The organism is Roseateles sp. FW301-B2, assembly GCF_058788955.1.
On sequence record NZ_JBYTBE010000021.1, the window covers coordinates 22,902 to 43,077 of the forward strand.

The 20,176-nt window shown below is 68.9% G+C and carries 17 protein-coding genes; 8 read left to right on the forward strand and 9 right to left on the reverse strand.

Going from position 1 to position 20,176, the window contains the following annotated elements; translation table 11 throughout:
- Positions 1 to 75: 75 nt before the first annotated feature.
- Both gcvP and AC3WQY_RS15165 read left to right on the forward strand, forming a co-directional pair.
- The gene (gene gcvP, locus AC3WQY_RS15160) at positions 76 to 2,952 is read left to right on the forward strand and encodes an aminomethyl-transferring glycine dehydrogenase (RefSeq protein ID WP_492709496.1); all 2,877 of its coding nucleotides are present in this window, start codon (positions 76 to 78) and stop codon (positions 2,950 to 2,952) included.
- Between the two features lie 12 nt (positions 2,953 to 2,964).
- Positions 2,965 to 4,356, forward strand: a complete 1,392-nt coding sequence (locus AC3WQY_RS15165) for an L-serine ammonia-lyase (protein WP_492709497.1) — start codon at positions 2,965 to 2,967, stop codon at positions 4,354 to 4,356.
- 12 nt (positions 4,357 to 4,368) lie between these two features.
- Here the strand turns inward: AC3WQY_RS15165 and AC3WQY_RS15170 are convergent, their stop codons facing one another.
- Both AC3WQY_RS15170 and AC3WQY_RS15175 read right to left on the reverse strand, forming a co-directional pair.
- Positions 4,369 to 5,112 carry a spermine/spermidine synthase domain-containing protein gene (locus AC3WQY_RS15170; RefSeq protein ID WP_492709498.1) on the reverse strand — a complete coding sequence of 248 codons (744 nt, stop codon included), beginning with the start codon at positions 5,110 to 5,112 and terminating at the stop codon, positions 4,369 to 4,371.
- A 17-nt stretch (positions 5,113 to 5,129) separates the two neighbouring features.
- Positions 5,130 to 5,906 (reverse strand): YoaK family protein, encoded by a 777-nt coding sequence (locus AC3WQY_RS15175; RefSeq protein ID WP_285232226.1) that lies wholly within the window; start codon positions 5,904 to 5,906, stop codon positions 5,130 to 5,132.
- A 66-nt stretch (positions 5,907 to 5,972) separates the two neighbouring features.
- On the opposite strand from AC3WQY_RS15175, the gene AC3WQY_RS15180 reads away from it, so the two are divergent.
- Positions 5,973 to 6,173 carry a CopG family transcriptional regulator gene (locus AC3WQY_RS15180; RefSeq protein ID WP_492709499.1) on the forward strand — a complete coding sequence of 67 codons (201 nt, stop codon included), beginning with the start codon at positions 5,973 to 5,975 and terminating at the stop codon, positions 6,171 to 6,173.
- Here the strand turns inward: AC3WQY_RS15180 and ftsH are convergent.
- The gene (gene ftsH, locus AC3WQY_RS15185) at positions 6,170 to 8,059 is read right to left on the reverse strand and encodes an ATP-dependent zinc metalloprotease FtsH (protein WP_492709500.1); all 1,890 of its coding nucleotides are present in this window, start codon (positions 8,057 to 8,059) and stop codon (positions 6,170 to 6,172) included. The genes AC3WQY_RS15180 and ftsH overlap by 4 nt on opposite strands.
- 141 nt (positions 8,060 to 8,200) lie before the next feature.
- On the opposite strand from ftsH, the gene AC3WQY_RS15190 reads away from it, so the two are divergent.
- Positions 8,201 to 9,466: a putative glycoside hydrolase gene (locus tag AC3WQY_RS15190; RefSeq protein ID WP_492709501.1), complete on the forward strand. Its 1,266-nt coding sequence runs from the start codon at positions 8,201 to 8,203 to the stop codon at positions 9,464 to 9,466.
- A 6-nt stretch (positions 9,467 to 9,472) separates the two neighbouring features.
- Here the strand turns inward: AC3WQY_RS15190 and AC3WQY_RS15195 are convergent, their stop codons facing one another.
- Positions 9,473 to 10,534: a patatin-like phospholipase family protein gene (locus AC3WQY_RS15195; protein WP_492709502.1), complete on the reverse strand. Its 1,062-nt coding sequence runs from the start codon at positions 10,532 to 10,534 to the stop codon at positions 9,473 to 9,475.
- A gap of 201 nt (positions 10,535 to 10,735) precedes the next feature.
- Here AC3WQY_RS15195 and AC3WQY_RS15200 point away from each other — a divergent pair, with 201 nt between their 5' ends.
- The 3 genes from AC3WQY_RS15200 to AC3WQY_RS15210 all read left to right on the forward strand — a co-directional run bounded on the left by AC3WQY_RS15200 (position 10,736) and on the right by AC3WQY_RS15210 (position 14,812).
- A complete protein-coding gene (locus AC3WQY_RS15200; RefSeq protein ID WP_492709503.1) occupies positions 10,736 to 11,629 on the forward strand; it encodes a hypothetical protein in 894 nt (297 codons plus the stop codon).
- A gap of 116 nt (positions 11,630 to 11,745) precedes the next feature.
- A complete protein-coding gene (locus tag AC3WQY_RS15205) occupies positions 11,746 to 13,473 on the forward strand; it encodes a GGDEF domain-containing protein (protein WP_492709504.1) in 1,728 nt (575 codons plus the stop codon).
- A gap of 121 nt (positions 13,474 to 13,594) precedes the next feature.
- Positions 13,595 to 14,812, forward strand: coding sequence for a DUF4382 domain-containing protein (locus tag AC3WQY_RS15210; protein ID WP_492709505.1), 1,218 nt, complete (start codon positions 13,595 to 13,597; stop codon positions 14,810 to 14,812).
- A gap of 29 nt (positions 14,813 to 14,841) precedes the next feature.
- Here AC3WQY_RS15210 and AC3WQY_RS15215 read toward each other — a convergent pair whose 3' ends face one another.
- From AC3WQY_RS15215 to AC3WQY_RS15230, 4 genes are read right to left on the reverse strand one after another with little or no spacing between them, the layout of a single operon-like run.
- The gene (locus tag AC3WQY_RS15215; protein ID WP_492709506.1) at positions 14,842 to 15,852 is read right to left on the reverse strand and encodes a TRAP transporter substrate-binding protein; all 1,011 of its coding nucleotides are present in this window, start codon (positions 15,850 to 15,852) and stop codon (positions 14,842 to 14,844) included.
- Between the two features lie 25 nt (positions 15,853 to 15,877).
- Positions 15,878 to 17,176: a TRAP transporter large permease gene (locus tag AC3WQY_RS15220; protein WP_285232235.1), complete on the reverse strand. Its 1,299-nt coding sequence runs from the start codon at positions 17,174 to 17,176 to the stop codon at positions 15,878 to 15,880.
- A 5-nt stretch (positions 17,177 to 17,181) separates the two neighbouring features.
- Entirely contained in the window at positions 17,182 to 17,688 is a 507-nt protein-coding gene (locus AC3WQY_RS15225) for a TRAP transporter small permease (protein WP_492709507.1), read from the reverse strand.
- Entirely contained in the window at positions 17,685 to 18,182 is a 498-nt protein-coding gene (locus AC3WQY_RS15230; protein ID WP_492709508.1) for a gluconokinase, read from the reverse strand. Before AC3WQY_RS15230 ends, AC3WQY_RS15225 begins: the two co-directional genes overlap by 4 nt.
- A gap of 158 nt (positions 18,183 to 18,340) precedes the next feature.
- Between AC3WQY_RS15230 and gntR the strand changes: the two genes are divergently transcribed.
- Positions 18,341 to 19,372: an HTH-type transcriptional regulator GntR gene (gene gntR / locus AC3WQY_RS15235; protein ID WP_492709509.1), complete on the forward strand. Its 1,032-nt coding sequence runs from the start codon at positions 18,341 to 18,343 to the stop codon at positions 19,370 to 19,372.
- 7 nt (positions 19,373 to 19,379) lie between these two features.
- Here the strand turns inward: gntR and AC3WQY_RS15240 are convergent, their stop codons facing one another.
- Positions 19,380 to 20,141, reverse strand: a complete 762-nt coding sequence (locus tag AC3WQY_RS15240; protein ID WP_492709510.1) for a substrate-binding periplasmic protein — start codon at positions 20,139 to 20,141, stop codon at positions 19,380 to 19,382.
- Positions 20,142 to 20,176 lie beyond the last annotated feature (35 nt).

The following is a 20,176-nucleotide window of genomic DNA, read 5'->3' on the forward strand; positions in this document are numbered from 1 at the left end:
GCGGGCACGGAGTGCCCGTTGTTGTATTGAAAACCGGTGCCCTGGCCACGAGCCCGGGCGCCTGAGGATTGCGCCATGTTGATGTCTGCCCTGAAGCCGCTCGGTGAGCTCGAGAACGCCGCCGAATTCCAAGCCCGCCATATCGGCCCCGACGCGGCCGACGAGGCAGCGATGCTGTCCGTGATCGGCGCGGCCTCGCGCCGTGCGCTGATCGAGGCCATCGTGCCCGCCAGCATCAAGCGCAGCCAGGGCATGCAGCTGCCGGGTGTCGCCACCGAAGCCCAGGCGCTGGCCGAGCTGAAGGCCGTGGCAGCCAAGAACAAGGTGCTGAAGAGCTATATCGGCCAGGGCTATTACGACACCCTGACCCCCGGCGTGATCCTGCGCAACATCCTCGAGAACCCCGCCTGGTACACCGCCTACACGCCCTACCAGGCCGAGATCTCGCAGGGCCGCATGGAAGCGCTGGTGAACTTCCAGACCATGGTCACCGACCTGACCGGCATGGCGATTGCCAACTCCTCGATGCTGGACGAGGCCACCGCCGCCGCCGAGGCCATGACCCTGGCCGCACGCGTGGGCAAGAGCAAGTCCACGGTGATCTTCGTCGCCGACGATGTGCTGCCGCAGACCCTCGAAGTGGTGCGCACCCGCGCCAAACCGCTGGGCTTCAGCGTGCAGGTGGGCACGGCCGCCGAGGCCGGCCAGAGCGAGTGCTTTGCGGCGCTTGTGCAATACCCTGGCGTGAGCGGTGAGGTGCGCGGCTTGCAGGCGACGGCCGATGCGGTGCACGCCCAGGGCGGCCTGCTGATCGTGGCCGCCGACCTGCTGGCGCTGACGCTCCTGAAGGCGCCCGGCGAGCAAGGCGCCGACATCGCCGTGGGCACCACCCAGCGCTTCGGCATGCCGATGTGCAATGGCGGCCCGCACGCCGCCTACATGGCCTGCAAGGACGAGTACAAGCGCAACCTGCCCGGCCGCCTGGTGGGCGTGAGCGTCGATGCCCATGGCAACCCGGCCTACCGCCTGGCGCTGCAGACGCGCGAGCAGCACATCCGCCGCGAGAAGGCCACCTCGAACATCTGTACCGCCCAGGTGCTGCCGGCCGTGGTGGCCAGCATGTACGCGGTCTACCATGGCCCGCAAGGCCTGAAGCGCATCGCGCAGCGCGTCGCCAGCTACACCGCCATCCTGGCCCAGGCGCTGGGCGAGCGCGTGGCCAACGGCAGCGCCTTCGACACGCTGGAGATCAAGACCGGCGCCGCCACCGAGGCCACCCTGGCCAAGGCCGTGGCCGCCGGCATGAACTTCCGCCGCAGCTCGGCGCAGAGCGTGTCGGTCTCGCTGGACGAGACCACCACGCGCACCGACCTGGCCGCCATCCTGGCGGTGTTCGGCCTCTCGGCGGACCTCGCCGCCTTCGAGAAGGGCGTCGCCACCCTGATCCCGGCCGAGCTGCAGCGCACGAGCGCCTACCTGACGCACCCGGTGTTCAACCGCTACCACTCGGAAACCGAGATGCTGCGCTATCTGCGCGCCCTGGCCGACAAGGACCTGGCGCTGGACCGCAGCATGATCCCGCTGGGCTCCTGCACCATGAAGCTCAACGCCACCAGCGAGATGATCCCGATCACCTGGCCGGAGTTCGCGGGCGTGCACCCCTTCGCCCCGCACGATCAGCTGCAGGGTTATGCGCAGCTGAACGAGCAGCTCACCGGCTGGCTCTGCCAAGCCACCGGCTATGCCGGCATCTCGCTGCAGCCCAATGCCGGCTCGCAGGGCGAGTACGCGGGTCTCTTGGCCATCAAGGCCTGGCACGAGTCCCGCGGCGATGCGCATCGCAAGATCTGCCTGATCCCCGAGTCGGCCCATGGCACCAACCCCGCCTCGGCCCAGATGGTGGGCATGCAGGTGGTGGTGACCAAGTGCGACAAGGAAGGCAATATCGACCTGGTCGACCTGAAGGCCAAGTGCGAGCAGCATGCCGCCAACCTTGCCGCCATCATGATCACCTATCCCTCCACCTATGGCGTGTTCGACACCCATGTGAAGGAGATCTGCGCCATGGTGAAGAGCCACGGCGGCCGCGTCTATGTGGACGGCGCCAATATGAACGCCCTGGTGGGCGTGGCGGCGCCCGGCGAGTTCGGCGGCGATGTGAGCCACCTGAACCTGCACAAGACCTTCTGCATCCCGCACGGCGGTGGCGGCCCAGGTGTCGGCCCGGTCTGCGTGGTGGCCGATCTGGTGCCCTATCTGCCGGCGCACCGCTCGGCCGGTTACCAGAGCGAGACCGCCATCGGCGCCGTCTCGGCCGCGCCGCTGGGCAATGCCGCGGTGCTGCCGATCAGCTGGATGTATGTGCGCATGATGGCCGCCGAAGGCCTGACCGCCGCCACCGAGGTGGCCATCCTCTCGGCCAACTATGTGGCCGCGCGTCTGGCCGATGCCTACGACATCCACTTCAGCGGCAATATCGCCGGCGTGAAGGGCGGCGGCGTGGCGCATGAGTGCATCCTGGACCTGCGCCCCCTGAAGGACGCCACTGGCGTCGGCGCCGAGGACGTGGCCAAGCGCCTGATCGACTATGGCTTCCATGCCCCCACCCTGTCCTTCCCGGTGGCGGGCACGCTGATGGTGGAACCCACCGAAAGCGAATCCAAGGCCGAGCTGGACCGCTTCTGCGACGCCATGCTGGCGATCCGCGCCGAGATTGCCCAGGTGGCCGATGGGGTCTGGACGCGCGAGGACAACCCGCTGGTGAATGCGCCGCATACTGCCGAGAGCCTGCTCAAGACCGAGTGGACGCATGGCTACAGCCGCGAGGTCGCCGCCTACCCGGTGGCCACGCTGCGCCGCCAGAAGTACTGGGTGCCGGTGGGCCGGGTGGACAACGTCTACGGTGACCGCAACCTGGTCTGCTCCTGCCCTCCCCTGTCCGACTACCAGTAAAGAGAGCCCCCGATGGCCGTTTCCGTTTTCGACCTGTTCAAGATCGGTATCGGGCCATCCAGCTCGCACACCGTGGGGCCCATGCGCGCTGCGCGCCTGTTCGGCTTGCGCCTGCGGCATGAGGGGCTGCTGGAGCGCACCGCGCGCGTGAGCTCACAGCTCTACGGCTCGCTGGGCGCCACCGGCAAGGGCCACGGCAGCGACAAGGCGGTGCTCTTGGGCCTGTCCGGCCACGAGCCCGACAGCGTCGATGTGGAGCGCATCGAGGGCTATCTGACGGAGATCCGCGCCAGCAAGCGCATCAGCCTGCTGGGCGAGCATGGCATTGGCTTCGACGAGGCGAAAGACCTGACCCTGTTCCGCCGCCAGAGCCTGCCCCTGCACGCCAATGGCATGCGCTTCAGCGCCTTCGATGCGGCGGGCGAGCTGCTGGCCGAGCGCACCTACTACTCGGTGGGCGGCGGCTTCGTCGTCACCGAAGAGGTGCTGGCCGACGGGCAGAAGCAGAAGGTGATTGCGCCCGATGCCACCGTGCTGCCCTACCCCTTCAAGACCGGCGACGAGTTGCTGGTCTTGACCAAGACGCACGGCATCAGCATCGCCGAGGTGATGCGGCGCAACGAGCGTCATTGGCGCAGCGACGAGGAAACGCGCGCCGGGCTGCTCAAGATCTGGCAGGTGATGCAGGACTGCGTGACGCGCGGCTGCCGCACCGAGGGCATTCTGCCGGGCGGCTTCAAGGTCAAGCGCCGTGCCGCCCAGTTGCACCGCGACCTCACCGCCAACCCCGAGGCCGCGCTGCGCGACCCGCTGCAGGTGATGGACTGGGTCAACCTCTATGCGCTGGCAGTGAACGAGGAGAACGCCGCCGGCGGCCGCGTCGTCACCGCGCCCACCAATGGCGCGGCCGGCATCGTGCCGGCGGTGCTGCACTACTACAGCCGCTTCGTCCACCACGCCAACGACGAGGGCGTGATCGACTTCCTGCTCACCGCCGCGGCGATCGGCATCCTCTACAAGGAAAACGCCTCGATCTCGGGCGCCGAGGTGGGCTGCCAGGGCGAGGTGGGCGTGGCCTGCTCGATGGCCGCGGCGGCGCTGTGCCAGGTGATGGGCGGCACGCCCGAACAGGTAGAGAACGCCGCCGAGATTGGCATGGAGCACCACCTGGGCCTGACCTGCGACCCGGTGGGTGGCCTGGTGCAGATCCCCTGCATCGAGCGCAACGCGATCGCCTCGGTAAAGGCCATCAACGCGGCACGCATGGCGCTGCGCGGCGATGGCACGCATTTCGTCAGCCTGGACAAGGTCATCAAGACCATGCGCGACACCGGCGCCGACATGATGACCAAGTACAAGGAGACCGCGCGCGGCGGTCTGGCAGTGAATATCGTCGAGTGTTGAGGCTGGCGGCGCTCAGGCGCCGTCCTGCAGGCGCTTGAGCTCGGCCGCCACCGCGGCAAACGAGGGCAGCAATTCGTCCCAGGTCTGGCGATCGAAATGCCGCGGCTTGCGCAGGAGCGCCGGCCGCGCCTGCCGCAGCAGCAGGCCCTTGCAGGCGAACACGATGCTGTTGCTGCAGTCGCCGTCGCCCACCACCAGCACCTCTTCGCCGAAGCTGCGCCGTATGCGCGCCAGATGGGTCTCGAAATCGACATGGCCGGTGTGCAGATTGGCCACCATCAGGCCGTTGGGCTGCAAGGCATCGAGGCAGTCGTCGTAGAAGCGCTGCGAGCACAGGGCCGGCGGCGTGCCCTCGCTGTCGAAACCGTCCACCATCAGCACGTCCATGCGGTAGGGCGGGAAGCGCACGAAATCGGCGCCGTCGCCCTCGCGCACCTTGAATCGCTCGTCGTCCGGCGGCACCTTGAACTCGCTCTTCAGCGCGATCACATGGGGGTTGATCTCCACCACCTTGATGCGCGTCGTGGGCAGGTAGCGGTGGCAGAACTTGGCCAGCGAGCCGCCGCCCAGGCCGATCATGGCGAGCGTGTCGGGCTCGTCCTTGAGCAGCAGAAAGCCCATCATGGTGCGCGTGTAGTCCAGGTCCAGCGCATAGGGCCGCAGCGTCTGCATGCGGCTCTGGATCTCGCAGATGGAGAAATGCAGGGCCTTGGTGTTAAGCGTCTCGTAGACGAAGGGCTTGACGTGGTCGTTCACGGGTTCGGATTCGAGCATCAGGTGTGGCGAGACAGGGGATGGGAGAGCTGGCGGCCATGCCGCAGGTCGAGCAGCAGCGGTGGCGCGGCCAGCACGACCAGCAGGCAGGCAATCGGGATGGTGGCACTGAAGCCGAAATGCTTGAAGGCCAGCGCGCCGAGCAGGCCGCCGAAGAAGAACAGGCCCAGCACCAGCGCATGGATGGCCAGCTTGTCGCGGTTGGCCCGCACGACATGGATGGCATTGGCATCGGGGTTGCGGTTCCAGTAGAACAGCCGCCCGAGTTCAAGGCCCAGGTCGGTGATCACACCGGTCATATGGGTGGTGCGTATCTCGGCGCGCGAAATCTTGGTGACGATGGCGTTCTGCAAGCCCATCACAAAGCACAGCAGCAGCACCGCGGTGGGGATCAGCAGATGCTCGAAGGAGCTCAGGTGCGCGCCCACCAGGCCAAAGGCCAGCAGCAGCACCGCCTCCAGCAACAGCGCCAGCGCATATTTGCTGCGCAGTTGGCGGCGTCTGGCCCAGTTGATCAGCACCGCCGTGCAGGCGGCGCCGCACACGAACGAGGCCAGCGCGGCCAGCCCGGCAACCGCCAGGCCGAAACCGCCGGTGGCCAGGTCGTCCGCGATCGCTGAGACGATGCCCGTCATGTGCGAGGTGTAGCGCTGCACGGCCAGATAGCCACCGGCATTGATGGCACCGGCCACAAAGGCCAGGATGCCACCCAACTGCCGGTTCGCCTCGCGGGTGCGAACCCGGCCGGTCAGACGATGCAGGTAGTGGAATGCCATTGGCTTGTAATCTAATGTGCATTCAGCATGATTGCAATTACAATTTGATTAACATATGGAGCCGGTATGGAACTGAAGACTGCCCGCCTGACCGTGTTGATCGATCCAGCCAAGAAGAAGGCCTTTGAAATGCTGTGTGCCAAGCAGGACGTGACACCCTCCCAGGTGGTGCGCAAGCTGATACGCGAATACCTCGCGGCCCACGGCGTGAGCTTTGTGCCGGGCGGCGAGGACGACAGCGGCGCCGGGGCCCAAGCGTCAACTTAAGCGTCGACGGAAACTCCGGCCGCAGGCAGCGCCCTGGCTGCCTCGGCCAGCGGCCGCAGTTCTTCCTCGCCAAGACTCTCCTGCACCAGCAGGCGTTCGGCCCCTTGCGCCAGCAGGTCGCGGCGGGACGCCAACAAGGCCGTGGCGCGGCCATAGGCCTCATCCACCAGGGCGCGCACCGCGTCGTCGATGCGGCGCGCCGTCGCGTCGGACAGCCCGCCCTCCAGCGCCAGGTTCTCGGGCAGCTCCAGAAAACGCTGGCGCTGGCGTTCGTAGACCACCTGCCCCACCGTTTCCGACATGCCGTAGCGCGTCACCATGTCGTGGGCGATGTCGCTGGCCTTGACCAGATCGTCGGCCGCGCCGGTGGAGACCTCGCCCAGCAGCAGCGCCTCGGCCGCGCGCCCAGCCATCAGCACCGCCAGGCGATTGCACAGCTCGCTGCGGCTGGCCAGGTAGCGATCCTCGCTGGGCCGCTGCAAGGTGTAGCCCAGCGCGCCCACGCCGCGGGGAATGATGGAGATCTTGTGCACCGGGTCGCTGCCGGGCAGCACCATGGCCACCAGGGCATGGCCCATCTCGTGCACCGCCACCGTGCGGCGCTCCTGCTCGCCCAGCACGCGCTGGCGATGCTCCAGCCCGGCGACGATGCGCTCCACCGCCGCGGTGAAGTCCTGCATCGCCACCGCCTCGGCGCCGCGCCGCGTGGCCAGCAGCGCCGCCTCGTTGACCAGGTTGGCCAGATCCGCGCCGGCAAAGCCGGGCGTCAGCGCCGCCACCGCGTCGGGGTCCACATCCGCACCCAGCGTGACCTTCTTGACATGCACGCGCAGCACGTCGACGCGGCCCTTGCGGTCGGGCCGGTCCACCAGCACCTGGCGGTCGAAGCGGCCGGCGCGCAGCAGGGCCGGGTCCAGCACCTCGGGCCGGTTGGTGGCGGCCAGGATCACCACCCCGGTGCTGGCGTCGAAGCCGTCCATCTCGGCCAGCAACTGGTTGAGCGTCTGCTCCTTCTCGTCATGGCCGCCGCTCAGCGGGCCGACGCCGCGCGCACGGCCGAGGGCGTCGAGCTCGTCGATGAAGATGATGCAGGGCGCCGAGGCGCGGGCCTGCTCGAACAGATCGCGCACGCGCGCCGCGCCCACGCCGACGAACATCTCGACGAACTCCGAGCCGGTGATCGAGAAGAAGGGCACGCCGGCCTCGCCCGCCATGGCGCGCGCCAGCAGGGTCTTGCCGGTGCCGGGCGGCCCGACCAGCAGCACGCCCTTGGGCATGTGCGCCCCCAGGCGGCCATAGGCCTTGGGGTTCCGGAGGAAGTCCACCGATTCGCGCAACTCGGCCTTGGCCTCGTCGACGCCCGCCACATCGTCGAAACGCACCCCCACATCGGTCTCGGAATGCAGCTTGGCGCGGCTCTTGCCCACCGAGAGCAGACCACCCAGCCCGCCCTGCCCCGCCATGCGCTTGGCCATCAGGCTCCAGACCCCCATCAGCACCAGGGCCGGCACCACCCAGGACAACAGGTCGCGCAGCAAGGTGTTCTCCACCACGCCCTCGAAGCGCACCTCGTACTGCGCCAGCTCCCGTGCCAGCTCGGGCGCGACGCGGGTGGTGACGATGCGGGTGCGGCCGTCGGGCTGCGCGGCCTTGAGCTTGCCCTCGATGAACTGGCTGCCCACCGTGATGGACTCCAGCCGGCCGGCCTTCAGGTGCTGGAGGAACTCGCTGTAGGGAATCGGCTGGACCTGGGTGGACGCGACCCACAGATCGCGCAGCCAGAACAGCGCCACCAGGGCCAGCAGCAGCAACCAGAGCTTTTGCGGCCGCCAGTCCAGCGGCGGGTTCGGCGCGGGTTTGGGCGGCTCGGGCGGGTTCGGGCTCATGGCGGCGATTCTCCTGGACGGGGCGAACGATGTCGCCGCAGGCCCCCAGTCTCGCTGATCTGGATCAAGGCCGGCCGCAGACAGCGGGCCTAGCTTGAGCGCTGCGAGCGGCTCGAAAATGCGTCCCGGAGGCATGCGGCCATGAACCATTCTTCTCCTGCTTGGCGCGGCAGCATGCTGCTGTGCCTGGCCCTGCTGTGGGCACCCACGGCTTGGGCGCGGGAGCTGCAGGTGGTCGATGCCGGCAGCGGCCTGCCGATCGCCGCGGCCACGCTGGTGGCGGGCGGCGCGCAGACGCTCAGCGATGCCTCCGGGCGCGCCGAGCTTGCCGAGACGGCGGGCAGCAGCGTGTCGGCCCGCGCGCCGGGCTACCAGCGCCGCACGCTGGCACTCGCCGGCAGCGGCCCCTTGCGCATCGCCCTGCAGCCCATCCAGCCCAAGGCCCTCTATCTGTCGGCCTATGGCATCGGCAACGCGCTGTTGCGCGCCGACGCCTTGCAGCTGATCGAGCGCACCGAGCTGAATGCCCTGGTGATCGACATCAAGGGCGATCGCGGCATCGTGCCCTACCGCAGCGCGGCGGTGGCCGCGGCGGGCCTGGCGCAGCCTATCGTCACGGTGGCCGACATGCCCGCGTTGATGGCCGAGCTGAAGGGCCGGGGGCTGTACCTGATCGCGCGCATCGTGGTGTTCAAGGACGAGCCGCTGGCCCAGGCCCAGCCCCGCTGGGCCGTGCACGACGCGCGCGGCCAGCTCTGGCAGGACCGCGAGGAACTGGCCTGGATCGACCCCTTCGAGCGCGCGGCCTGGGAGCGCAGCCTGGCCCTGGCCGAGGAAGCGGCGGCGCTGGGCTTCGACGAGCTGCAGTTCGACTACCTGCGTTTCCCGGATCAGGCCGGCCTGCGCTTCGGTCAGCCCAATACCGAGGCCGGCCGGGTGGCCGCCATCGTCGCCTTTCTCGACGCCGCCCGCCAGCGCGTGGCGCGCTACAACGTCTTCATCGCCGCCGACATCTTCGGTTACGTGGTCTGGAACAGCGACGACACCCAGATCGGCCAGCAGCTCGAGAGCCTGGTCGGCCATGTGGACCTGTTCTCGCCCATGCTCTATCCCTCGGGCTTCGCCTTCGGCATTCCCGGCCATCGCGAGCCGATGAAGGCACCCTACGAGTTGGTGGCGCATTCGCTGCAGCGCGCCGGCGAGCGCACCGGCCGCGGCCCGCCGCTGTACCGGCCCTGGTTGCAGGCCTTTGCCGACTATGCCTTCGACCACCGGGCCTTCGGCGCCACCGAGATCCGCGCCCAGATCGACGCGGCCGAGGCCCAGGGCACGCAGGGCTGGATGCTGTGGAACCCGCGCAACCGCTATGAGGCCGCGGGTCTCAAGGGAAAAGAGCAGCCGCGCTGAGGTGGCTCAGGGGCCGCGCGGCGCCAGGAACAGGGCCTGCGCGTCCATCGAGCTGCGCTTGCCCACCGCCGGCAGATCGGTGTGCAACCAGGCCTGCGCGGCACGGCGCCCCAGCTCGAACAGCTGGCGCAGCAGGCGCGGGTCGGTGTTGAGCTTGCTGGAGGCGTCGAAGGGCGCCAGGCCCGGCTCATCGGCAATGCGGTGCATGCGCAGGGCCTTGTAGCGCGTCGGGTCCACGCGCTGATCGGCCAGCAGCTTCTGCACGAAGGCGATGGCGCGCAACTCGGCCACCAGGCTGGCGTTGAAGGTGATCTCGTTGACGCGGTCGTTGATCTCGACCGCCGTCTGCGGGATGCCGTCATGTTCGCGCGGATTGATCTGCACCAGCAGCACATCGTCGCTCGCGGTGCCATAGATCAGCGGCCAGAGCGCCGGATTGCCGGAGAAGCCGCCGTCCCAGAAGGCCTCGCCGTCAATCACCACCGTCTGCGCGCTCTGCGGCAGGCAGGCCGAGGCGAGCAAGGCATCAATGCTCAGCTCCGTGCCGCTGAAGATATGCGGCTGGCCGCTGCGTACCGAGGTGGCGGCCACGAAGACCTTCAGCGGGCCATGGCGCAAGGCATCCTCGTCCACATGGGCGGCGACGATGTCGCGCAGCGGGTCGAGCTTGAAGGGGTTGAGCTGGGCCGGGCTCCAGAGCTTGAGCCAGTTGTCCCACAGCGCATAGCCGGGCCATTGATCGCGGTTGAAGGCCCAGGCCGGCAAGCTGGGGCCGGGCGGCGCCCAGCAGCCCGCCACGCCACCGATGGCCTGCCAGAACTTCGCCAATGCGGCACGCGCGCCCGCCGCCTCGCCGCGGGCCCAGCCGCTGGCCAGCACGGCGGCATTCATCGCGCCGGCACTGGTGCCCGAGATGCCATCGATGGCCAGCCGACCATCTTCCAGCAACGCGTCAAGCACGCCCCAGGTGAAGGCGCCATGCGAGCCGCCGCCCTGCAGGGCGAGGTCGATGGCGGGGCGGGCCTGCGGCGCGGCGCGGGAGCGTGAGGGGCGGGAGCTGGTGGGCATGGCATGCAGCGTTGGGCGGTCGCGGGGGCCGGAGCGGGCATTGTGCCGGCCCGGCGCCGGCAGCGCTGGCACGGCAGAGCCAGCACTTGGTCACGGATTCGGCGTGAATGCGTGCCTCGGGCCGGCTGGTAGCCGTGAATACATGCCAATATCAAAACATTCTGTTACGACACGTCGTTCATGCCCCGGTGTCTGAGCATCTTGTGGCGCCTTGGGCACAAGGCGATACGCGGCGCTGCCCTGCTCGGGGCTGCGTTGGCGCTGGCGAGCCCGGCCGCCGCCGCGCCGCTCGAGCGCCTGGTCTGGGCCGGCGCGCCCTACGCGCCCATGGCGATCCGCGAGGGGCCACTGCGCCTGCGCGGCTATGTGGACCGCATGGTCGCCGAGGTGCTGCAGCCCGGCCTGCCGCAGTACCGGCACGAGACCCTCGACGCCTCGCCGATGCGGCTCGATCGCGAGCTGCAGGGGCCCGAACAGGCGGTCTGCAGCCCGGCCTTCAGCCGCACGCCCAGCCGCATGCAGCGCTATGCCTTCACCGAGGCGATCTTTCGCTTCCTGCCAACGGGCGTGGTGTTGAGGAAGACGGATGCACGCGCTCCGGTCACCGCGGGCGAGCGTGCCACCCTGTCGCTGCGGGAACTGCTTGTGCGCAAGGTGCAGATGGGCTTGGTCGGCTACCGGGCTCACGGGCCGGCGGTGGATGCGCTGCTGAGCGACCATGCGGCACAGGTGCGGCGCTTCATTCTCGGCACCTCCAACCAGTCGGTGCTGGCCATGCTGGCGCGCGGCCATGCCTTGGACGCGGCGTTGGTGTACGAGTTCGAGCTGAGCTACTTCAACAGCCTGCATCCCGAACTCGGCCGCACGCTGGGCTGGTGGCCATTGACCGAACTCAGCGACACGCAGCTCTCCTACATCGCCTGCTCGAACAATCCGGCCGGCCGGCGCGCCGCCGCCGCCATCGATGCCCTGCTGACCCAGCCGGGCGTTCGGGAGCGCATCCAGGCGCTCTACGAGGAGTGGCTCAATGCCGACAGCCAGCAGCAGCTGCGCGCGCTGCGCGGCCGCATGGGTGCGAGGTACTGGCAGGAATGACGCGCCGCTCCTCTTGCATCGGCGGGACCCAGCGGGTCCGAGCCCTGCTGCTCGCAGGCGCGCTGCTGGCCGCAGGCGGCTTGTCGGCCGGCGCGCGCGCCGCAGATGCCGGCAGCGTGGCGTTGGGCCAAGAGATCGCGCGGCTGCAGCGTGCCGGCCTGCCCGCCGCGCTGGAGCAACGCCGGCAATTGCTGAACGGCCTGCAAGCCCGCCTGACCCCGCAGGACAGCCGAAATGCGCTGGCGCTGAGGGTGCTGGAGTGCCAGGACCCGCTCGAGCCCGAGACCTTTTTGCGCGGTGTCGAGCAGACGCTCAAGGCCGGGCTTGAAAAGGACGCCGATCGCCTGCTGCTGCTGGAATGCGCGGGGCGCCTGCAGGAGCCGCTGCGCAGCGCCGCCGCGGCAATCGCCAGCTACACCGAGGGCATCGAGCTGGCCCGCGCGCTGAAGCAGGAAGACATGTTGCTGACGTTGCTGGGGGTGCGCAGCGGAGCGCGCTCGCAAACCGGCCAGCATGCGCTGGCGCTGACGGATGCGCTGGAGGCCTACCGGCTGGCGGAGGCCCGCGGCACCTCGGACTACGGCTTCGCACTGCAGAACATCGGCATCGCCTATCGGCGCATCGGCGAGCTGGAGCTGGCGATCCAGTACCTGGAGCGCAGCCGCCAGCAGTCCGCGCGCCTGGACCGTTGGGATTCGCTGGTCAGCGATCTGCTGCAGCTTGCCTACTCGTACCACGACCTCGGTCAGCTGGACACGGCAATGGCGCTGTTCCGCCAGGTGCAGCAAGGCGCCGAGGCGCGCGGCGATTTCGCCAACCTCGCCGCGGCCCTGGCGGGCCAGGCGATGAGCGAGGTGAAGGCCAAGCGCTACACCGAGGCGCTGGCCTCGGCAAGCGCGGCACGCCGTGCCTTTGACAAGGTCGGCATCACGGATCGCATGCCCGAGTTCCAGCGCGCCCGCGCCCTGGCCGGGCTGGGCAAGCATGCCGAGGCGGCCCGCCTGTTCGACGCCTTGCTGCCCACCTGGGAGGCGGAGGGCCAGACCCGCTACCTCACCATGCTGCTCGAGAGCCGCGCCGCGACGCGGGCGGCCCTGGGCCAACACGCGGCCGCGTACGCGGATCTCAGGCGTTACCAGACCCTGCGCGAGGCACAGGTGAGCCAGCAGGCGGACCAGCGCAGCCAGTGGATGCGGCAGCAATTCGACGCGTCGCAGCGCGAGCGGCAGATCCAGGCCTTGATCGCGGCGCGGCGGGCCCAATACCTCGCGATCGCGCTGGCGCTGGTGTTGCTGGTGGCGGTCGTGGCGATCGCCTGGCGCTGGCGCCTGCGCAGCCGCAAGTACCGCGACCTGGCCTTGACCGACACCCTCACCGGCGTGGCGAACCGCCGCTGCGTCGAGCGCTACGCGCAGCAATGCCTGGCCTCGCGGCGCTTCGGCCAGCACGCGGTAAGCCTGCTGATGTTCGACATCGACCACTTCAAGCGAGTCAACGATCAGCATGGCCACGCGGCCGGCGACCTGGTGATCCAGCGGGTGGCGCAGACCGGCAGGGCGCAGCTGCGCCAGGGTGACCTGCTGGGGCGCGTGGGCGGTGAAGAATTCCTGGTCGTGCTGCCGGGCACCGATGCGGACGCCGCGCGGGCCGTGGCCGAGCGTGTCCGCAAGGCCGTGCAGGCGCTTGACTTCAGCGACGTGCATCCCGAACTCAGGGTCACGATCAGCCTCGGCTTCGCTGCCGCGGGGGCCGCCGAGGGCCGGGATCTGGCCCATTGGCAAGCCTGCGCCGATGCCGCGCTCTACCGCGCCAAGCAGGGTGGGCGGAATCAGGTCCAGGGCTGAGCAAAACGCCTGCTTACACCTGCAACACGCCGCTTCCGGCGCCAGCGCCCCGGCTCGGATCAAATTCGAAAGCTAGCCAGGAACTCGTCCAGGGAGTTCCACTTTCCAGGAGATCCACACCATGAACATCGCAAAAAATACGCCCCTCGCATCCCGTCTGGCCGCTGCCGCGCTGGCAGTCATCCTCGGCGCCTGCGGCGGTGGCGGTGGCGACGCCGGCACCAGCCCGCCGCCCGCCTCCACTATGGGCAGTCTGCGCGTGGCGCTGACCGATGCACCCAGCTGTGGCTACGAGCATGTCTTCGTGTCGGTGCAGAAGGTGCGCGTGCACCAGAGCAGCAACGCCGCCGACGGCGACGCGGGTTGGTCGGAGCTGGTGCTGGCACCGGCCAAGCGTGTCGACCTGCTGACGCTCACCAACGGCGTGCTGAGCGAACTCGGCCAGACCGCCCTGCCCGCCGGCAAGTACACCCAGCTGCGTCTGGTGCTGGCGGCCAATGATGGCGCCAACCCGATGGCCAACGCCGTCACGCCCAGCGGTGGCCAGGAGGTCGCGCTCAGCACGCCCAGCGCGCTGCAGAGCGGGCTGAAGCTGAATGCCAATATCGACGTGGCCGCCGATCAGGTGGCCGACATGGTGCTGGACTTCGACGCCTGCCGGTCGGTGGTGCGCCTAGGCAACTCGGGCGGCTACAACCTCAAGCCGGTGGTGGCGGTGCTGCCGCGGGTGAGCGATGCGGCCCAGCGCGTGATCGGCTATGTGGTGCCGGCGCTGGCCGCTGGCACCCAGGTCTCGGCCCAGCTCAACGGCGTGCCGGTCAAGTCCACGGTGCCGGACGCCAGCGGCAAGTTCGTGCTGGCGCCCCTGCCGGTGGGCAACTACGACGTGGTGATTCAGAGCAGCGGCCGGGCCACCGCCACGGTGACGGGCGTGCCGGTGAGCAGCACCGCGAACACCACGCTCAACGCCGCCAGCGCGCCGATCGACCCGCCGCTGTCGGGCCAGCATCTGGCCAGCGGCACGGTGACCCTGAACCCGGCGGTGAGCCCGATCGACGCCATGGTGGTGGCGCGCAAGACCTACACCGGCGGCCCCACCGTCGAGGTGGCTGCGATGCCAGTGGACGGCCTGACGGGCTCCTTCGCCTTGACTCTGCCGAGCGCGGCGCCGGTCAAGACCGCCTACCTGGCCAACGCCACGGCGCTGAGCTTCCTGGCCGACACCGCCACGCCGACCGGCAAGTACAGCCTGGTGGCCAGCACGGCCAGCCTCAGCAAGACCTTGATCATCGACGTCAGCAACAGCGATGCGCTGGCGCTGAGCCTGACGCTGCCCTGAGGCACAGCCAGGCCGCGCCGCCTGCCGACTTACTTCCTGGCGCGCAGCCTGCCCAGCTCGGCCTGGGTCTCGTTCCAGAGATCCATGCCGACGTTGGCGGCAATGCTGGCGTTCACGCGCGTCAGGCGGTCGCGCATGCGGCCGGCCTCGGCGGGGCTCAGCTCGTTGATCTGCATGCCTTTGGCCTTGAGGTCGGCGAGCGCCTTGGCGGCCTCGTCGCGCGTGTCCTTGCGTTCGAACTCGCGCGCGGCGACGGCGGCCTTCTGCAGCGCCGCGCGCTCGTCCTTGCTGAGGCCGTCCCAGTACTTCTTGCTCACCAGCACGATCCAGGGGCTGTAGACATGGTTGGTGACGGTGAGGTACTTCTGCACCTCGTAGAACTTGCTGGAGAGAATCGTGTTGTAGGGGTTCTCCTGCCCGTCCACCGCCTTGGTCTCGAGCGCGCTGAACAGCTCCGAGAAGGGCAAGGGCACGGCATTCGCGCCCAGGCTCTTGAAGCTGTCGAGGAAGACGTTGTTCTGCATCACGCGCAGTTTGATGCCGTCCAGATCCTCCAGCCTGGCCACCGCGCGCTTGTTGTTGGTGAGGTTGCGGAAGCCGTTCTCCCAGTACACCAGGCCCACCAGGCCTTTCTCTTCCAGCTTGGCCTTGACCTTCTCGCCGATCGGCCCGTCCAGCAAGGCGTCGGCTTCCTTGGCGTTGTTGATCAGGAAGGGCGTGTCCCACAGCGCCATCTCCTTGACGATGCCCACCAGGGTGGCGGTGGAACCCACCATCATTTCCTGCGCACCGCCGATCAACGCCTGCTGCATTTGCGTGTCGGGGCCCAGCGCCGCGCCGCCGATGGCGCGCAGCTTCATCTTGCCGCCCGAGGCCGCGGCGAGCTGCTCGGCAAAGAGCTTGACCGCCCTGCCCTGGTTGCTGGCCTCGGCCAGGCCGTAGCCAAAGCGGATCAGGCGCGGCTTGATGTCCTGCGCCATGGCGCTGCCGGCGGCCAGGGCCAGCGCGGTGACGAGGATTCTGAGGGTCAGCTTGGTCATGAACGGGGTCTCCTTGAGCATGGGTTCAGCGCATCCACGCCACCGGCGCGATGACGATTTGCGGGAACAGGGTGAACAGGGTCAGTATCAGCACATAGGTGATGAGGAAGGGGTTCACGCCCTTGATGACCTGGTGCATGGACAGGCGGCCCACGCCGGCCACCACATTCAGCACCGTGCCCACCGGCGGGGTGATCAGGCCGATGGCGCCGTTGAGCACGAACATCAGGCCGAAGTAGACCGGGTCGATGCCGGCCTTCACCGCGATCGGCAGCATCACCGGCGCGAAGATCAGGATGGTGGGCGTGAGGTCCAGCGCCGTGCCTATCACCACCAGGGCGATCATCATCACCGCCATCAAGAGGCGCGGCGACTCCACCAGCGCGCCCAGCCAGCCGGTCAGCACGCCGGGCAGATCGGCCAGCGTGATCATGTAGCTGGCCACCTGGGCGCCGGCGCACAGGAACATCACCACCGCGGTGGTCTTGGCGGCACGCACCAGCACCTCGTGGAAGCCGGCCAGGCTCAGCTCGCGGTGCACGAAGAAGGCCACCACCAGGGCATAGACGGCCGCCACCACGGCCGCCTCGGTGGGCGTGAACAGGCCCGACTTCATGCCGCCGATGATGATCAGCGGCATCAGCAGGGCCCAGAAGGCCTTCACGGTGGCGCGCAGGCGCTCGCGCATCGGCAGCGGCTCGCCCTGGGGCAGATCGATCTTGCGCAGCTGCAGCTTCCAGGCCACCACCAGGCCCACGCCCATGATCAGCCCCGGCACGATGCCCGAGAGGAACAGCGCCGAGATCGAGGTGTTGGTGGTCACGCCATAGATCACGAAGGGCATCGAGGGCGGGATGATGGGCGCGATGATGCCGCCCGAGGCGATCAGCCCGGCCGAGGTGTGCATGGGATAACCATGGCGCTGCATCATGGGCAGCAGGATGGTGGCCAGCGCGGCGGTGTCGGCCAGCGCCGAGCCGCTCATGCTGGCCATCAGCACCGCGGCGCCGATCGCCACGAAGCCCAGGCCGCCGCGGATATGGCCCACCCAGGCCTGCGCCATGGTGATGATGCGCCGGCTGATGCCACCGGCATTCATCAGCTCGCCGGCCAGGATGAAGAAGGGCACGGCCAGCAGCGGGAAGCTGTCCACCCCGGCCACCAGGTTCTGCGCCAGCAGCTGGGTGTCCCAGAAATCCAGCGCCCAGGCCATGCCGGCGCCGGTCAGCACGAGGGCGAAGGCCATCGGCATGCCGATGCCCATCAGCGCCAGCATGCCGACCGAGAAGATCACGAAGGCCAGCGCCTCGTTGCTCAAGCCCATGACCATCATTCCACCTCCAGGTCGTGGCCAAGATCGAGCGGCGCAGCGCGCAGCAACTGCCATAACGCCATCAGCGCGATCGCCAGCGAGCTAAGCAGGGCCGGCAGCGGCAGCAGCGCGCTGGAATAGCCCAGCACCACCGATTGGCTGTCCACGCCCACCCGCACCTGCTGCCAGGCGCCCCAGGCCACCAGGCTGGCCGCCAGCACCACGGCGGCGCGGATCACGGCGGCCATCAGCATGAGCGCGCGCGGCCGGCTGCGCAGCGGCAGCAGAAAGCTGGTGAAGGCCATGTGCTCGCCGCGCGGATAGGCCGCAGTGGCGCCGATGAAGACCATCCAGACAAACAGCAGGCGCGAGAGCTCTTCGCTGGCCGCCACGCCGCTGCCGAAGCCGTAGCGCAACACCACGTTGACGAAGACGGCGGCGGCCATCACCGCCAGGCAGGCGGCCATCGCGCCCTCGCTGAGGCGCAGCCAGAGTGGCCTGCCGGAACTGCTGCTACTCGTCATGCTTGGCTCCTTGCCCAGCCGGCGGCCAGGTCGAGTTGTTCTTGCGGCGGCAAGGCCGCCGACACCGTGAGGACCCCGGCCTCGCCGCATGGCGATTCGAGGGTCTGGAACTGGCTTTGCACCAGGCTGGCGGGGAACAGATGCTGGTGCGCACGCGCGGCGACGCGCTGCAGCGCCAACTCGGGGCTGATCTCGAGGAACACGAAGCCCAAATCCGGCCGCGCCGCGCGCAGGCGCTCGCGGTAGCTGCGTTTGAGCGCGGAGCAGCTCAGCACCACGCCCTGGGGATGGGCCTGCAGCTGCAGCGCCAGGCGCTCCAGCCAGCCATGGCGGTCGGCGTCGGTCAGCGCGCTGCCGGCCGCCATCTTGGCCACCGACGCCGCATCGTGAAAGCTGTCGCCCTCCAGAAAGGTGAAGCCCAGGGCCGCTGCCAGCCCCTGACCCAAGCTGGTTTTGCCGCAACCGGCGACACCCATGACGGTGATGGCATGCATTGGACAGCGCTATCCCATTCAAGTAAAAAAACCAGGTGACCCGGCACCTGCTGCAAGTGCCCCGGCCTCGCATGGGTGAAACACCGCATGGCTCAAAGGTCAGGACAGCGCTATCCTAGCGCCCAGACCAGACGCACCACATCAGGGAAACTACGGCCATGTCCGCGCCAACCGCACCAAAACGACGCCGTGCCACCGGCCGCACCACGCTGGCCGAGGTGGCCCAGGCAGCGGGCGTCAGCCCCATCACCGTGTCGCGCGCGCTGCGCGGCGAACGCGCGGTCGCCAGCGAGCTGGTGAACCGGGTGCGCGAGGCCGCCGAACGCCTGGGCTATGTGCCCGACCCGGCGGCGCGCGCGCTGGCCTCCTCGCGCAGCACCCAGGTGGCCGTGCTGATCCCCCTGCTCAGCAATGCCCTGTTCGTGGACCTGCTGGACGCGGCCCAGCGCAGCCTGCTGGAGGCCGGCTACCAAAGTCTGATTGGCGTCACCCATTACCGCCCCGACGAGGAGGAGGCGCTGCTGCGCGCCTACCTGATGCACCGGCCGGCCGGCCTGATCGTGACCGGCTTCGACCGCACCGAGGCCGCCCGGCGCCTGATCGCCGACAGCGGCGTGCCCTGCGTGCATGTGATGGAAACGCATGCCGAGCCGGGGGTCTACAGCGTGGGCTTCTCGCAGTCGGATGCCGGCCGCGCGATGACGCAATGCCTGCTCGCGCATGGCCGCCAGCGCATCGCCTTCGTGGCCGCCCAACTGGATCCGCGCACCCTGCAGCGCGCCAGCGGCTATCGCCAGGCCATGCAGCTGGCCGGCCGCCACGAGCCCAAGCGCGAGCTGCTATCGCCCCGCCCCTCCTCGATGGCGCTGGGCGCGGAACTGTTCGAGCAGCTGATGCGCGAACAGCCCGACACCGATGCGATCTTCTTCTGCAACGACGACCTGGCCCAGGGGGCGCTGCTGGCCGCGCTGCGCCTGCGCATTGCCGTGCCCACGCGGGTGGCGGTGGCGGGCTTCAACGACCTGACCGGCAGCGACCAGATGCTGCCGGCGCTCAGCACGGTGCGCACGCCGCGTGCCGCGATCGGCCGCGAAGCCGCACGCATGCTGCTGGGCCTGATCCGCGGCGAGCAGCCCGCCGCGCCCAGCCTGGACCTGGGCTACGAGCTGGTGCTGAGGCAAAGCCTCTAGCGCCTTCTCAGCGCTTGCCCAGCGGCGGGTTGTCGTTGGGCAACCAGCGCTTGTAGATGGTCAGAAAACGACCGTCCTGCTTCATCGCGTCGAGCTGCTGCTGCCAGGCCTTCACGGTGGCATCGGACGTGGTGAGCGAGAACGCGATATAGCCCTCGGAGCTGGCAAAGCTGTAGACCACCTCGAAAGCGTCCGCCGGCACGCCGGCCTGGGCCATGATTTGCGGCATGGTGATGCGCTCGGTGGCAAACAGCGGTGCGCGCCGCGCCTGCAGCATCTTGATGCCCTGCACCGGGTCGCTCACCGGCACCAGGTTCTTGAAGCCCTGGGTGCTGAGCTGCTCGCCGGTGTACCAGTCGCGCACCACCAGCACCGCCTTGACCTTCTTCGCATCGTTGAGGCTGCGCAGGCGCACGCCGTCGCCGTTGGGGGCGTAGATCGAGCTGTAGAAGGTGACGATGGGGCCAACCCATTTGAAGAGCTTCTCGCGCGCCGGCGTGCGCGCCATCGCGAACAGCGCCACCGGCTCACGGCCCTGGGCTTCGCGGTAGGCGCGGCTCCAGGGCATGAACTCGATCTCGGCCGGCGCGCCCAGGCGCTGCTGGATCTCGCGCACGATCTCGACCGACAGGCCCTTGCCAACGCCGTTCTCGCTGAAATTGACCGGTGCGAACTCTTCGCTGAGCAGGCGCAGGGCGGGCGCGGCGCGCGCCATGGCTGGCAGGCAGCAGGCGAGGCCGATGGCGAAAGCAAGCAGTGAATGTCGCATGTGGAAGCGCATGCTAGCGATCCTGAACCAATCCA